A 13,039-nucleotide genomic window follows, 5' to 3' on the forward strand; every position below is an offset into this window, starting at 1 on the left:
GGCAGTTTGCGAACGCATGAGTCTCGTCAAGAAATTCGCTACCGTCGCGTCCGGCACGCTGATGAGCCGTGCGCTCGGTTTCGGCCGCGAGATGCTGATGGCGGCCGCACTCGGCACCGGACCGGTCGCGGACGCCTTCAATGCCGCCTTCCAGTTCCCCAACACCTTTCGCCGGCTGTTCGCCGAGGGCGCGTTCAATGCCGCCTTCGTGCCGCTGTTCGCCAAGGAGATCGAGACACACGGCACCGATGGCGCCAAGCGTTTTTCCGAAGAGGTGTTCGGGGTGCTGTTCACCGCGCTCCTGGCGCTGACCATCGCCATGGAACTGGCGATGCCGCTGATCGTGCGCTACCTGGTGGCGCCGGGCTTTGCCGACACGCCGGGCAAGTTCGAGACGACCGTCACGCTTGCGACGATCATGTTTCCTTATCTCATCTGCATGTCGCTCGCCGCCATGATGGCGGGCATGCTGAACTCCTTGCGGCGCTATTTCGCCGCGGCAATCGCGCCGGCTTTCCTCAACATCATCCTCATCAGCGTGCTTGGCTATGCCTGGTATCACGGACTGGATGCACACGCTGTCGGCTTCGGCCTGTCCTGGGGCGTGCTGGCGGCCGGCGTCGTGCAGCTCGCCATCGTCTGGGTGGCGGTGCGCAATGCGGGCATCTCGATCGGCTTCCGCCGGCCTCGGATGACGCCGAACGTGAAGCGGCTCCTGATCCTGGCGCTGCCGGCGGCGATCACCGGTGGCATCACCCAGATCAACCAGCTGATCGGAACGGCCATCGCCTCGGCGCAGGACAGTGCCGTGTCCTCGCTGGCTTATGCCGACCGCGTCTACCAGTTGCCGCTCGGTGTCGTCGGCGTCGCGGTGGCGATCGTGCTGTTGCCCGAACTGTCGCGGGCGCTGAAGTCAGGCAATCTGATCGAGGCAGCCAATCTGCAGAACCGCTCCGTCGAATTCACCCTGTTCATGACCTTGCCGGCGGCGGCGGCGCTCTGGGTAATGGCGGAGCCGATCGTGCGGCTGGTCTATGAGCGCGGCGCGTTCGCCGCCAACCATTCGACACCTGTCGTGGCGGCGATCCTGGCGATCTTCGGTCTCGGCCTGCCGGCCTTCGTGCTGATCAAGGCCTTCACCCCAGGCTATTTCGCCCGCGAGGATACGCGCACGCCGATGATCTTCGCCGCAATCTCCGTGGCGGTAAACGTCGCCACCGCGCTGACGCTGTTCCCGAGGATGGGTGCACCCGGCATCGCCGTGGCCTCCGCCGTCGCCGGCTGGGTCAACGCGCTGATGCTGCTTGCCGTGCTGATCCGGCGCGGCCATTGGGGCCGCGACGTCCCGCTGTTGAGGCGCATCCCACGGCTGGTGCTGTCGGCGGTGGTCATGGGTGTCGCCCTCTATTTCGCCGAACATTTGTTGGCCACAAGGATCGGCCCCGGCTCGCCGCTGGTCGTCAAGGCGACGACAGTGCTGGCATTGGTGGCCGGAGGGGCGCTGCTCTATTTCGTCACCGCTTTCGCCACCGGCGGCGCCGATTTCGGCATGATCCGGCGCAATGTCGGGCGCCGGAGGACAGAAGCCGGCCCGTCCGTGGCAAAATCAGAACTCGACGAATAGATCGGCCGAGCATCCCGCCTGGCCGGTCTTGATCCCGCCCGCGCTCTCGTCCATAAGCGCGCCGTCGCAGACTTTCGCCGCGCGCGGTTTCCAGCCGCACGATTGGCTCCGAAAAGTCCGCAACTTTTCGGAATCACGCTTATACGGCCCTCCACAAGCCATGAGGAAAACCATGTCCGCCTTCAAGCCACTCGTCTTCTCCGGTGTTCAGCCGACCGGCAATCTGCATCTCGGCAACTATCTCGGCGCCATCAAGAAATTCGTCGCCCTGCAGGATACGTCCGACTGCATCTATTGCGTCGTCGACCTGCATTCGCTGACCGCCCAGCTTGTCCATGACGACCTTGCCGACCAGACGCGGTCGATCACCGCGGCGTTCCTCGCCTCCGGCATCGACCCGAAGAAGCACATCGTCTTCAACCAGTCTCGGGTGATGCAGCACGCGGAGCTCGCCTGGATCTTCAATTGCGTGGCGCGCATAGGCTGGATGAACAAGATGACGCAGTTCAAGGACAAGGCCGGCAAGGACCGCGAGAACGCCTCGCTGGGCCTGCTTGCCTATCCCTCGCTGATGGCGGCCGACATCCTGCTTTATCGCGCCACCCATGTGCCGGTGGGCGAGGACCAGAAGCAGCACCTGGAACTGACACGCGACATCGCGCAGAAATTCAACAACGATTTCTCCGACCGCATCGCCGGTCTTGGCGTCGGCGTCGAGATGAGGATAGGCGAGGAGACGGTGAACGGCTATTTCCCGCTGACCGAGCCGGTCATCGGCGGGCCGGCAGCGCGCATCATGTCGCTGCGTGACGGCTCCAAGAAGATGTCGAAGTCGGACCCGTCGGACCTGTCGCGCATCAACCTGACCGACGATGCCGACGCCATCTCGAAGAAGATCCGCAAGGCCAAGACCGACCCGGAGGCCTTGCCGAGCGAGGTCGACGGGCTGGAAAGCCGGCCCGAGGCGGAGAACCTGGTCGGCATCTATGCCGGTCTCGCCGAGATGTCGAAGGCCGATGTGCTTAAGGAATTCGGCGGCCAGCAGTTCTCTGTGTTCAAGCCGGCGCTGGCCGATCTCGCGGTGGAGAGGCTGGCGCCGATCGCCACCGAGATGCGCCGTATCCAGGGCGACCGCGCCTATGTCGACGCCGTGCTGCGGGATGGCGGCGAACGCGCCGGCGTGCTCGCCGAAACGACGATGAAGACGGTGCGCGACATTATCGGGCTGCTGCAGGGCTGAACGCGGCGCACAACACTGGCACAAGGCCGGCGGCTTGCCGCCGGTCAGCGGCGGTGGCAGATTGCGGCCGAAAAGACACCGAGTAGATAGACATGGTCTCCAAACGCCTCAGCCGCGAAGCCGGTCACCGCAGGAAATTCCTGACGATCATCGACGACACGCCGGAATGCGAGCGCGCCGTCGCCTACGCCTCCAAGCGGGCGCAGAGCACCAGCGGCACGCTGGTGCTGCTCTATGTCATCGTACCGGACGACTTCCAGCACTGGCTGGGGGTCGAGAAGATCATGCGCGAGGAGGCGAACGCCACGGCGCGCGCGGCGCTGGACGGCTACGCCAACAAGGTGCGGCAGAAGCTCGGCATCGAACCGGAGATGGTGGTGCGCGAAGGCAAACCGACGGAAGAGATCCACAAGCTGATCGAGGAAGACCAGGACATCGCCATCCTCGTGCTGGCGGCCGGCGCCGGCAAGGAAGGTCCAGGACCGCTGGTCGGCGCCGTGGCCGGCAAAGGCGCTGCCTTTCCGATCCCGGTGACCGTGGTGCCACAGAATTTGTCGGATGAGGAGATCGACAGCCTCGCCTGAAATGTATCGAGATTCGGGTGATGCCGGCCTGCAAATGGCGGCTTCCGGTGCTTCCGGTGCTCACGTACTTCAAGTACGCTCCGCTCCGGTTCTCGGAAACCATCATTTTCGACTCGGCCTGACCCGAATCTCGACGCACTTCACAGTGCTTGGCATGAGTCGCAAAAACATTCCGCCAGCCAGCCGTTCCGGCGATGCGTTTCGCTTGAATGTCCCGCCGATAGAGCCTATTTAGAACTATTCCAAACTAGTTGCCCAAAACGGGCATGGAGACGGCCATGTTCATCCAGACCGAGTCGACGCCCAATCCGGCGACGCTGAAATTCCTGCCCGGCAAGGAAGTGCTCCTAGAAGGCACCGCCGATTTCCGCGATGCCGACAGTGCGGCCATTGCCTCGCCGCTGGCTGGGCGGCTGTTCGAAATTCCCGGCGTGACCGGCGTGTTCTTCGGCTACGATTTCATCACCGTGTCCAAGGACGGCCCGGACTGGCAGCATCTGAAGCCGGCGATCCTCGGTGCGATCATGGAGCATTTCATGTCCGGTGCGCCTGTCATGGCCAAGGCCGGCCCCGCCGCCGAGACCAGCCAGACCGGCGAATTCTACGACAAGGCCGACGAGGAACTCGTCATCACCATCAAGGAGTTGCTCGACACGCGGGTGCGCCCGGCGGTGGCGCAGGACGGCGGCGACATCACCTTCCGCGGCTTCGAGAACGGCACCGTGTTCCTGCACATGAAAGGCGCCTGCGCCGGTTGCCCGTCTTCGACGGCGACGCTGAAGCACGGCATCCAGAACCTGCTTCGCCATTTCGTGCCGGAAGTGCAGCAGGTCGAGCAGGTCTCTTAGACGGCAATTTCCTACCCACGGACAACAAAAAACCGGGCCGAATTGCCCGGTTTTCTGTTTGGGACGTCCGTTGTTGCCTAGACGGTCCGCGTATGAAAGGCGACTTCCAGTTTAACCACGATCTGCCGGAAAAGCGGACAGGCTTTCCGGGATCATGGTCTAAAGAACGATGACCTTGGCGCCGACCTCGGCGCGATTGTAGAGGTCGATGACGTCCTGGTTCATCAGCCGGATGCAACCCGACGACATGGCCTTGCCGATCGAGTTCCATTCCGGGCTGCCGTGCAGGCGGTAGCCCATGTCACCGCCCTTGTTGAACAGGTACATGGCGCGCGCGCCGAGCGGGTTCTTCAGGCCCGGCTCCATGCCGCCGGCGAACTTGGCGAGTTCGGGCTGGCGCTTGATCATCTGCGAAGGCGGCGTCCAGGTCGGCCATTCGCGCTTGATGGCGATGTGGGCCGTGCCGTGCCATTCGAAGCCCTCACGGCCGACGCCGATCCCGTAGCGGATTGCCCGGCCATCGCCTTCGACGAAGTACAGGAACTTGTTCTGCGTATCGACGATGATGGTGCCGGGCTTTTCCTTGGAGTCGTAACTCACTTCCTGGCGATGGTACTTCGAGGGGACCTTCTCGATCGGGATACGCGGCAGCTGGTAACCGGCATCGGTCACCGCGCCATAGTCGTTGGAGAACATCTGCCCGCCGATGGTGCTGCAACCGGCAATAGCAGTGGACAGCGCCAATGCGGCGATTATTGCAAGCGACTTCATGCGCATGTGGTGATCCGGTGCCCCGCCCAAACTAGAGCGGCACGAGTCGGCCGCTTTCTCGCCATCATTCATGCTGGCATTTGCTTTGCTTGCCAAGCACACGATGCCTATATGCGGGGACTTAAGTGCTGGTATGCGTATCACTATGGCATTTCGGCAACATACTTCACCGGATTGTGAAGGAAATTCAATGGGCCTGAATCGCAGGCCCGCGAAACTCAAGGATCCGTCATGAATGTCGGCGACGCCGCTCACCGCTCAGGCCTGCCGGCCAAGACCATCCGCTACTATGAGGAGATCGGCCTGATCGCGCCCGCGCGCGCCGCCAATGGCTATCGCGATTATTCGGGCGACGATATCCACCGGCTGGCCTTCCTGCGCCGCGCGCGCAATCTCGGCTTTTCGATCGACGATTGTCGCCAGCTGATGGCGCTCTACAAGGATCGCGGCCGCGCCAGCCACGACGTGCGCGCAATCGCCGCCGCCCACGTCACCGCCATCGAGGAGAAGGTGCGCGAACTGCAATCGATGCGCTCGACGCTGCAGAAGCTCGTTCACGCCTGCCATGGCGACGAGCGGCCGGACTGCCCGATTTTGGATGACATGGCGGGGGCGGCGTTGGCCGGCGGCAAACCCAACCGCGGAAGCGATAGACCACCTGTTGAAGAGGGTGGCCTGGGCGAAGGCGGCGTTAGCCGCCTTGCCACGCGCTCGTGAAGCCGCCAGCATGGGTTCGTGTGGTATATTGCGCGCTCTGATATCAGCGTAGGGTAAAAGTACTGCCGCTGGTCGCCGGCCAGTGGCCCCAATGACCGGAGAGAGCGCATGACCCGCGACCAGATGCTCGCCCACCTTCGCGCCGCCGATGCGGTCGCCCGCGAGGCTGCCGCGCACGGCCACCATCCGTTCGGCGCGGTGCTGGTCGGCCCCAACGACGCAATCCTCATGCGCCAAGGCAATATCGACACCCTGCATCACGCCGAGACCGAACTTGCGCGGCGCGCGGCGGCAGCCTATCCGGCGGAGTTTCTCTGGACATGCACGCTGGTCTCGACCGGCGAGCCCTGCGCGATGTGCACCGGAACGCTCTACTGGGCGAATATCGGCCGACTGGTCTATGGCTTCGAGGAGACCGAGCTTCTCGCGCTGACAGGCGACCATCCCGAAAATCCGACGATGAGCCTGTCCGCGCGAATTGTGCTCGGCTCTGGACAGAAGAAGATCGAGGTCCACGGCCCCTTCCCCGAAATTGACGATGAACTTGTATCGGTGCACCGGGGGTTCTGGCAGCGGTAATGGTTCCCCACGTCCCGCGAAAGGTCAGAAAGAGCGAACCGAACACAGGCGCAATGTGGCCACTGCTACATGGACTCGAGCGGAAACGCCGCCCTTCGTTCGAATGACGCCAACCGGTCAACCCTGCGATATCCTGGTCAAAGCTGACGGCGAACTCCCAAATCCCCAAATTTGCCGCCGCCAGTCAGGCTCGGCGGTTTTGCCCGTATTGATGTCCCCCCAAACCGCCGAGCCGCCCCGGTCAGCCGGCAAACTCCCTCCAGGTCTGTCAAATACATAATCGCCTTTTTAACGGCGATTATATACTTGACAGACCCACCCTTGACGAAAACGGACAGGGAGTGCAAACCCTCGTAGAGTTTGGGGGGATGGTTCATTGGCGTCTGATGAAGTGCAGGTTGTTCGCATTAACAGCGAGCAGGCAGCTTGGGATACGTTAACGCGGCTGTTGTCAGGAGATTTGCGCGCCAGTCAAATATCTCTTGATTTGAGCGACCTTCAGTGGACAAAAGTTCACGTAGTCTTCAAGGGCGAACCGTTCCACCAAACCGTAACCGCCTCGATAATGAGCGGCTTGGTTGAATTCCAGAATGATCTTTATCGATCTGTCGCACGCCTCTTGAAAAACGACGGCCGCATTACGAGGCTTACAGACAAAGAGAAAAACCAGTTGGAGCTTGTTTTCTCCGTTACGGAGGGAAGTTCTGACATATGGGCCACCGCCGCAGAATCTCTCGGTGCACTGGGGAAAGCCGTGGAAAAACTCAACAGCAAACAATCCTTGATCGCCGTCCTAGCATTTTTGATTCTGTTTTTTGGAGCAGCAGGCGGGTATATCTACCTTAGCCATGTTGAGACGATGAAAAAGATAGAGGCCGAACAAAAGGGACGCGAGTTCGATAGTCAGGAAAAGAAGGATCTGTATGACTTTATCGAGCGCATGCTACACGACAAGCAGGCGCAAGCGGCAACCATTAAGAGGGCGACGCGGCAATCTGCTGCGGCATCTGACATCGCTCAATTTAGCGATCATGCAGTGGACGAAATATTGCGCGCCAGCGGTAATGCTACGGAGGTCGTCTATCAGGGCCTAAAAATGGATGCCGAGGTCATTTCAGCCATTACCGCAAGCCGCAGAGCTAAGTCCGAGAAGATGGTTCTGCATGATACGTTCTTGGTTACCGCGCTAGAGACGGACAACGTCAACAGCTATCGAGTGCATCTAGAATCTACCAGCGGGGACTGGATATTGGCGGCGGAACTTGAAGATCCTTTGGTCGGATCGAAGTACCAAAGGGCCATTCAGAATGCAGAATGGAACCATACTCCCGTTACTGTGCACATCGTCGGTAGGCGAGTGGGGGATAGCATTCGAGACGCCAAGATTAAGAAGGCATTTACTCCCCGGAAACGCAAAGCAACCGTGGCTTAGCTGCCGCCTGCCTTCTTCGGCTTGTCATATCTAGGTGGCGGCGTCTTTGCCACCTTCCTAAGCGCTTCATTCAAAGGCTCTTCGGAATCGACGGTTTCAATCTCCCGCGCCAAATCGCGGAATTTGTCGATCTGCCTCGTATCTGTTTTCTGGCCTATCTTAGCCTTTTTGCCGGTCAAGAACCGATTCCCTTTACCATTGCGCGCAAATCACCTATATTCCTTACGGGCAAGGATCACTAGTTCGGTTAGCGGACGACGGGATTCGAACCCGCAACGGCAGATTGGGAAAAACGCTGTTATACCATTTAACTACGTCCGCGTAGTTCGCAGGGGTCGGGAAACCGGCCCCTTTGCGTTAGAAGGGAATCTCCTCATCCAGTTCGCGCAATAGATGTCGAGTGAAGCTTTCCTCTTGTGGCGGTATTGGCGGTAAGGCTACCCCGGCGCCCTTGGGCGTCAGCACGAATGCGCCGTCCCCAACGCGTTCTACGTAGCCCTTTTCCACATAAATCGACATATGTCGGCGGAGATTGGTCTTGTTGAGTTCCAGATCTACTTGGCGACCAAACTCAACGATGTCGTCATAGCCAGCGCCATTAGGACGGTTCTCTTTCATCATGGCCAGAATGCCGCGCCATGCATCCGACATGCCCCTGCCCGTTGTTGCCGGCCTGCGACGCCGGGGGCGATCATCGACGGCGCTTGCATCGACCTGGGCCTTAACGGCCTCCAATTCCTGAACCCTGCCTTGTAGCTCTCTCCAGCGGGTTTCCTGAACCGTTAGGTGGTCCTCGGCGTCGACAACCTTTTGGCGGGCAATCTGCATCGCCGTCTCGGCAGCCTGCAATTCTTGCCGCCGTGTCGCCAACTGTGAATCGAGGTATTCCTTGATCATGTACTGGACGTAGCGTCAGGCGGGGCATATGTCAACGCCGGGGTTTTTCCACCCCCGCGAATCTTTTTACCGTGGGGTGCGTTGACACCAGTCCGTGAATCGAAGATTGTTTGTCTCGACGCCCGTCGTCGCACTGTTCGTCCCAGCCCTGTCGTTCTGACGCGGCCCGGAACGCAATGGGGCGCTCCGGAGCGCTGGGCTTTTTCCCAGCTAACTCCAGAGGTTAAAGACGATGGTTTATTGTCAGTTGCCTAAGGGCGTTCACGTGCGTGAATACGTTCGTGTCCGCTTTGGACGGCTAGAGTTCATTACTGAACACTGCCGTTCCTACCCTTCTCGATAATGGTTGTCGGGACCTGAGAAGGTGACAAGAATGGCGACGGGCGTCACCACTACCCATCATGAATCATTCGCGAGTCCCGGTCAAGACCTGTTGCGGCGCTTGCGTTTCTCATAGCGCCATAGCGGAAGCGTCAACTGCACCGCGGTGTGGCGGTGGAGTTCCTTAGATTGTAATAGGCCCGCGATACGTGAGGCGCTTGCCCTTGGCGCCCCGCAAGGCGATGAGCGAACGAACGTTGTCATCAATGCCAAGCGCGATGCGGTTCGAATAGCGGAAATCGAACTCTGCCAGATAGCGGTGCAGGTGGTGTTCCGCGCAATGCTGATAGACGCCCTTCATGCCGCGCTTGAAGATCGAATAGTAGCCTTCCACGGTGTTCGTATGGATGGTCTTTTCGCCTTCGTAGCGGACATATTCATCCTTGGAATGGGTGACGACATCGTGCGAGGCGAATTCCTGGCCCACGCGGCGATACATGCCAGCTTCGTCAGTCATCAAGGCGCTTTCCTTGGCGATGTTGGCGCGAACGATCGGCATGACGGTTCCAATGCGGGCGGTATCGACATGGAAGGAACGGGCGCGGCCACCACGCTCTACCAGCGTAACGACAGTGTTCTTGTGTGAGCCGCCGCCAGTCTTTACCGGAGTACCGGCAAGGCGGCCGATATAGGTTTCGTCGGCTTCAACGGTCTTGCCGTTGCCGCCCATGGGCGTGAAGTCGCCAGAGCGCATGGCCTCGCGAATACGATGGCACATGAACCATGCGGACTTGTAGGTGATGTCCAGAGCGCGGTGCAGTTGATGGGCTGATACGCCCTTCTTGCTCGCGCACATGGCGTGCAAAGCCTGCAACCAGATGTGCAGCGGCAAATGGCTTTCCTCGAAGATCGTGCCCATGCGAACCGTGAACTTCTTGCGGCAATCGCTGCACTTGTAGAGGCCGTGGATTTCCAAGCCGTGCGGGTTCTTCTTGGAGGGCTTGGTGTGACCACCCTTCAATGCGTAGTGCTTTTCCATGGAGCCGCAATGATGGCAAACCGGACCCTGCGGCCACAGCATACCCTCGACGTGTTCGAAGGCGGCGGCTTCATCGTGGAAGTAGGGGCGGGACAGAACGGACATGGCGATAACTCCTTGGAATCGTTATCGCACGTCCGTTTGGGTCTGTCAAATATATAATCGCCGTTAAAAACCGGGTTCAAACCGTGAACAAACTCTGGCATGGTGCCTGCCATGCCAATCATCTCGCCGATTCTCCTGAACCCTCTGATCGACGGTCGCCAGTCCGAGCGCGCCATGCTGGTGCGGCGGGGCGTGCAGCGGTTGCTGATGCAGATGGGCGCGCATGTGCTGCCTGAGCTGTCGCTGGCCACCGGCCGGCGCGCCGATCTCGTGGCGCTGACGCGGCAGGGCGATATCTGGATCATCGAGATCAAATCCTCGATCGAGGATTTTCGCGTCGACCGCAAATGGCCTGATTACCGGCTGCATTCCGATCGCTTTTTTTTCGCCACACATCCCGGCGTGCCGGCCGAAATCTTTCCCGAGGAATGCGGCTTCATTCTCTCCGACGGCTATGGCGCCGAGATTTTGCGCGATGCGCCCGAGCACCGCATGGCGGCGGCGACGCGCAAGGCGCTGATGCTGCGCATCGCGCGCGCCGGCGCGGCGCGGCTGCTGGCAGCGGAGCTGGCGGGTGTCGCGGTGCCGGCGCTGGAGGGGGAGAGCGAGTAATCGCGGCCCTGAAGTTGACGCGGCAACTGTCAGATGCTGGCGCCGCCCCTCATCTGCCTGCCGGCATCTTCTCCCCGTATAGAGACGGGGAGAAGGGCCCTCTCATCATGGATTTCGCCGATCGCCGGCGTTGCAGAAAAAGGCGGCTGCGTTGCGGCCCACCCTTTCGACCCGTTTACGGGGAGATGGCGGCAACCAGGTGAGAGGCGGCGCGGCGTTGCCAGCAGATGCTCCAGCCCGGAACGGCTACTCCGTCTCTTCCTCGCCACCCACAGCCGGGGCCATCAGCAGCACCGCGGCACCAAGAAGCGCGGCGATGAAGGAACCGGCAAGGATGCCGACCTTGACCGCGTCCTGCAGCGCCACGTCGTTGGCGAAGGCGAGCAGGCCGATGAACAGGCTCATGGTGAAGCCGATGCCGCACAGGAGCGAAATGCCGATCATGTGCGACCAGCCGGCATGGGCCGGCAGGTCGGCGAGACCGAAGCGGATGGCGAGCGCGGAGGAGCCGAAGACGCCGACCAGCTTGCCGACGACGAGACCGGCTGCAACGCCCAGCGTGAGCGGCTCGATCAGGGCGCCGAAACTCAGGCCGGCGAGCGAAACGCCGGCATTGGCAAAGCCGAAGATCGGGATGACGATGAACGCCACCAGCTTGTGCAGGCCGTGCTCGAGCCGGTGCAGCGGCGAATGGTCAAGGTCGTGGCCGATGCCGGCCGAGCGTTCGAGCGGAATGGTGAGCGCTAGTGCCACGCCGGCCAGCGTGGCATGGACGCCGGACTTCAGCACCAGTACCCACAGGATGGCGCCAAGCACGAGATAGGGCACAAGGCTCATCACCCGCATGCGGTTGAGCACAATGAGCACGGCAATGACGGCGAAGGCAGCGCCGAGATAGGCCAGCGACAGGCCGCTGGTGTAGAATATGGCGATGATGATGACGGCGCCGAGGTCGTCGATGATGGCAAGCGCGGTCAAGAAGACCTTCAACGAGGCCGGCACGCGGCTGCCGAGCAGCGACAGGACGCCGAGCGCGAAGGCGATGTCGGTGGCGGTCGGGATCGCCCAGCCGGACAGTGCGGCCGAATTGTTGCTGTTGATGGCGACATAGACCAGCGCCGGCATCACCATGCCGCCGGCCGCCGCGATGCCGGGCAGCACCCTGCGCGGCCAGGTCGAGAGCTGGCCGTCCAGCATCTCGCGCTTGATCTCCAGCCCGACGAGCAGGAAGAACACCGCCATCAGCCCGTCATTGACCCAGTGCGAGACGCTGAGCGGGCCGAGATAGGCGTGGAGAACCGAGAAGTAGGTCCCGGCGAGCGGCGAGTTGGCGACGATCAGGGCAAGGGCGGCGGCCACCATCAGGATGATGCCGCCGGCCGCCTCGCTGTCCAGGAACTCGCGGAAAACGGAAACCGGCCGTCGCTTCAAATCCTGCATGTCGCCTCCGTCATGCCGCCTGCCGGCGTGCGTCATTTGCAATGATGCGCAAAGTCCGGCCGCCGGGCAAGCATGGAACCCTTTTCAGCGCCTCGGAGACTGTTTCGAAGTTCGCTCTGACGAGTCATGCGGCGGTGGTTTCGAGAACCGCGGCGAAGCGGACATTCGTCGGTGGGCAACGGAAGCGCAGAAGACGCCGCCAGATGCCGCCAGAGCAGAATTTCCAAACAGTCTCTCAGCGCGGCGCGCGCTTGGCCAGGATCCGCTGCAGCGTGCGGCGATGCATGTTGAGCCGGCGTGCGGTCTCGGAGACGTTGCGCTCGCACATTTCGTAGACGCGCTGGATATGCTCCCAGCGCACGCGGTCGGCCGACATCGGGTTTTCCGGCGGCGCGGCGCGCTCGCCGGTGGTGCGGGTCAATGCCGCAAAGACATCGTCGGCGTCGGCGGGTTTCGACAGATAGTCGACGGCGCCGAGCTTCACCGCCGTCACCGCGGTGGCTATGTTGCCGTAACCGGTCAGGATGATGGTGCGGGAGTCCTCACGCTTCTCGCGGATGGCGGCGACGACATCGAGGCCGTTGCCGTCGCCCAGCCGCATGTCGACCACCGCATAGGCGGGCGGATTGGCGCGCGCCTTGCCCACGGCCTCCTCGACGCTCTCCGCCGTCTCGACCACGAAACCCCTGGTTTCCATGGCACGGGCCAGACGGGTCAGGAACGGCTTGTCGTCATCGACGATCAGAAGCGAGGTGTCCTCGCCTTCAACCATAGGCCCACTGTTCTCATCGCCTGTCATCGTCTCGAAAATTCCTGCTGCCTTATTTTTA

Annotated in this window: 14 protein-coding genes and 1 tRNA gene; 8 read left to right on the forward strand and 7 right to left on the reverse strand. The window is 61.4% G+C overall.

Annotation, left to right across the window (positions count from 1 at the left end; all coding sequences use genetic code 11):
- The first annotated feature begins 16 nt into the window (after positions 1-16).
- The 4 genes from murJ to FJ950_RS02710 all read left to right on the forward strand — a co-directional run bounded on the left by murJ (position 17) and on the right by FJ950_RS02710 (position 4,296).
- Positions 17-1,624, forward strand: coding sequence for a murein biosynthesis integral membrane protein MurJ (gene murJ, locus FJ950_RS02695; RefSeq protein ID WP_140614904.1), 1,608 nt, complete (start codon positions 17-19; stop codon positions 1,622-1,624).
- 172 nt (positions 1,625-1,796) lie between these two features.
- Positions 1,797-2,864 (forward strand): tryptophan--tRNA ligase, encoded by a 1,068-nt coding sequence (gene trpS / locus FJ950_RS02700; RefSeq protein WP_015314174.1) that lies wholly within the window; start codon positions 1,797-1,799, stop codon positions 2,862-2,864.
- A 92-nt stretch (positions 2,865-2,956) separates the two neighbouring features.
- Positions 2,957-3,448 (forward strand): universal stress protein, encoded by a 492-nt coding sequence (locus FJ950_RS02705; protein WP_010913128.1) that lies wholly within the window; start codon positions 2,957-2,959, stop codon positions 3,446-3,448.
- Positions 3,449-3,726: 278 nt separating this feature from the next.
- The gene (locus tag FJ950_RS02710; protein ID WP_015314175.1) at positions 3,727-4,296 is read left to right on the forward strand and encodes a NifU family protein; all 570 of its coding nucleotides are present in this window, start codon (positions 3,727-3,729) and stop codon (positions 4,294-4,296) included.
- A 159-nt stretch (positions 4,297-4,455) separates the two neighbouring features.
- Here the strand turns inward: FJ950_RS02710 and FJ950_RS02715 are convergent, their stop codons facing one another.
- Positions 4,456-5,073, reverse strand: coding sequence for a L,D-transpeptidase (locus FJ950_RS02715; RefSeq protein ID WP_140614905.1), 618 nt, complete (start codon positions 5,071-5,073; stop codon positions 4,456-4,458).
- A gap of 225 nt (positions 5,074-5,298) precedes the next feature.
- Here FJ950_RS02715 and cueR point away from each other — a divergent pair, with 225 nt between their 5' ends.
- From cueR to FJ950_RS02730, 3 genes are all read left to right on the forward strand, one after another.
- Positions 5,299-5,784: a Cu(I)-responsive transcriptional regulator gene (gene cueR, locus FJ950_RS02720; protein WP_015314177.1), complete on the forward strand. Its 486-nt coding sequence runs from the start codon at positions 5,299-5,301 to the stop codon at positions 5,782-5,784.
- 108 nt (positions 5,785-5,892) lie between these two features.
- Entirely contained in the window at positions 5,893-6,363 is a 471-nt protein-coding gene (locus FJ950_RS02725) for a nucleoside deaminase (protein ID WP_140614906.1), read from the forward strand.
- Positions 6,364-6,739: 376 nt separating this feature from the next.
- Positions 6,740-7,795, forward strand: coding sequence for a hypothetical protein (locus FJ950_RS02730; protein WP_140614907.1), 1,056 nt, complete (start codon positions 6,740-6,742; stop codon positions 7,793-7,795).
- Here the strand turns inward: FJ950_RS02730 and FJ950_RS02735 are convergent.
- The 4 genes from FJ950_RS02735 to FJ950_RS02750 all read right to left on the reverse strand — a co-directional run bounded on the left by FJ950_RS02735 (position 7,792) and on the right by FJ950_RS02750 (position 10,157).
- A complete protein-coding gene (locus FJ950_RS02735; RefSeq protein WP_140614908.1) occupies positions 7,792-7,974 on the reverse strand; it encodes a hypothetical protein in 183 nt (60 codons plus the stop codon). The two genes, FJ950_RS02730 and FJ950_RS02735, sit on opposite strands and share 4 nt — an antisense overlap.
- Before the next feature lie 70 nt (positions 7,975-8,044).
- Positions 8,045-8,116 (reverse strand) — tRNA-Gly (locus FJ950_RS02740).
- A gap of 36 nt (positions 8,117-8,152) precedes the next feature.
- Complete coding sequence (locus tag FJ950_RS02745; RefSeq protein WP_140614909.1) at positions 8,153-8,692, reverse strand: hypothetical protein; 540 nt, start codon at positions 8,690-8,692, stop codon at positions 8,153-8,155.
- A 505-nt stretch (positions 8,693-9,197) separates the two neighbouring features.
- Positions 9,198-10,157 carry an IS1595 family transposase gene (locus FJ950_RS02750; protein ID WP_140614910.1) on the reverse strand — a complete coding sequence of 320 codons (960 nt, stop codon included), beginning with the start codon at positions 10,155-10,157 and terminating at the stop codon, positions 9,198-9,200.
- Positions 10,158-10,268: 111 nt separating this feature from the next.
- On the opposite strand from FJ950_RS02750, the gene FJ950_RS02755 reads away from it, so the two are divergent.
- On the forward strand, positions 10,269-10,769 hold the full coding sequence (locus tag FJ950_RS02755) for an MmcB family DNA repair protein (RefSeq protein WP_181171036.1): 501 nt from the start codon (positions 10,269-10,271) through the stop codon (positions 10,767-10,769).
- Positions 10,770-11,015: 246 nt separating this feature from the next.
- On the opposite strand, the gene nhaA is transcribed toward FJ950_RS02755, so the two are convergent.
- Both nhaA and FJ950_RS02770 read right to left on the reverse strand, forming a co-directional pair.
- A complete protein-coding gene (gene nhaA, locus FJ950_RS02765) occupies positions 11,016-12,209 on the reverse strand; it encodes a Na+/H+ antiporter NhaA (protein WP_140614912.1) in 1,194 nt (397 codons plus the stop codon).
- A gap of 235 nt (positions 12,210-12,444) precedes the next feature.
- Entirely contained in the window at positions 12,445-13,008 is a 564-nt protein-coding gene (locus tag FJ950_RS02770; protein WP_015314185.1) for an ActR/PrrA/RegA family redox response regulator transcription factor, read from the reverse strand.
- Positions 13,009-13,039: the final 31 nt, after the last annotated feature.

The sequence above is a fragment of the Mesorhizobium sp. B2-3-14 genome (assembly GCF_006442175.1).
Taxonomy (GTDB): Bacteria; Pseudomonadota; Alphaproteobacteria; order Rhizobiales; family Rhizobiaceae; genus Mesorhizobium; species Mesorhizobium australicum.

Excerpts from the sequence above, each read along its gene's own strand:
- murJ (WP_140614904.1), top strand. The coding sequence starts at position 17 with ATGAGTCTCGTCAAGAAATTCGCTACCGTCGCGTCCGGCACGCTGATG.
- trpS (WP_015314174.1), top strand. The coding sequence starts at position 1,797 with ATGTCCGCCTTCAAGCCACTCGTCTTCTCCGGTGTTCAGCCGACCGGC.
- FJ950_RS02705 (WP_010913128.1), top strand. The coding sequence starts at position 2,957 with ATGGTCTCCAAACGCCTCAGCCGCGAAGCCGGTCACCGCAGGAAATTC.
- FJ950_RS02710 (WP_015314175.1), top strand. The coding sequence starts at position 3,727 with ATGTTCATCCAGACCGAGTCGACGCCCAATCCGGCGACGCTGAAATTC.
- FJ950_RS02715 (WP_140614905.1), bottom strand. The coding sequence starts at position 5,073 with ATGCGCATGAAGTCGCTTGCAATAATCGCCGCATTGGCGCTGTCCACT.
- cueR (WP_015314177.1), top strand. The coding sequence starts at position 5,299 with ATGAATGTCGGCGACGCCGCTCACCGCTCAGGCCTGCCGGCCAAGACC.
- FJ950_RS02725 (WP_140614906.1), top strand. The coding sequence starts at position 5,893 with ATGACCCGCGACCAGATGCTCGCCCACCTTCGCGCCGCCGATGCGGTC.
- FJ950_RS02745 (WP_140614909.1), bottom strand. The coding sequence starts at position 8,692 with ATGATCAAGGAATACCTCGATTCACAGTTGGCGACACGGCGGCAAGAA.
- FJ950_RS02750 (WP_140614910.1), bottom strand. The coding sequence starts at position 10,157 with ATGTCCGTTCTGTCCCGCCCCTACTTCCACGATGAAGCCGCCGCCTTC.
- FJ950_RS02755 (WP_181171036.1), top strand. The coding sequence starts at position 10,269 with ATGCCAATCATCTCGCCGATTCTCCTGAACCCTCTGATCGACGGTCGC.
- nhaA (WP_140614912.1), bottom strand. The coding sequence starts at position 12,209 with ATGCAGGATTTGAAGCGACGGCCGGTTTCCGTTTTCCGCGAGTTCCTG.
- FJ950_RS02770 (WP_015314185.1), bottom strand. The coding sequence starts at position 13,008 with ATGACAGGCGATGAGAACAGTGGGCCTATGGTTGAAGGCGAGGACACC.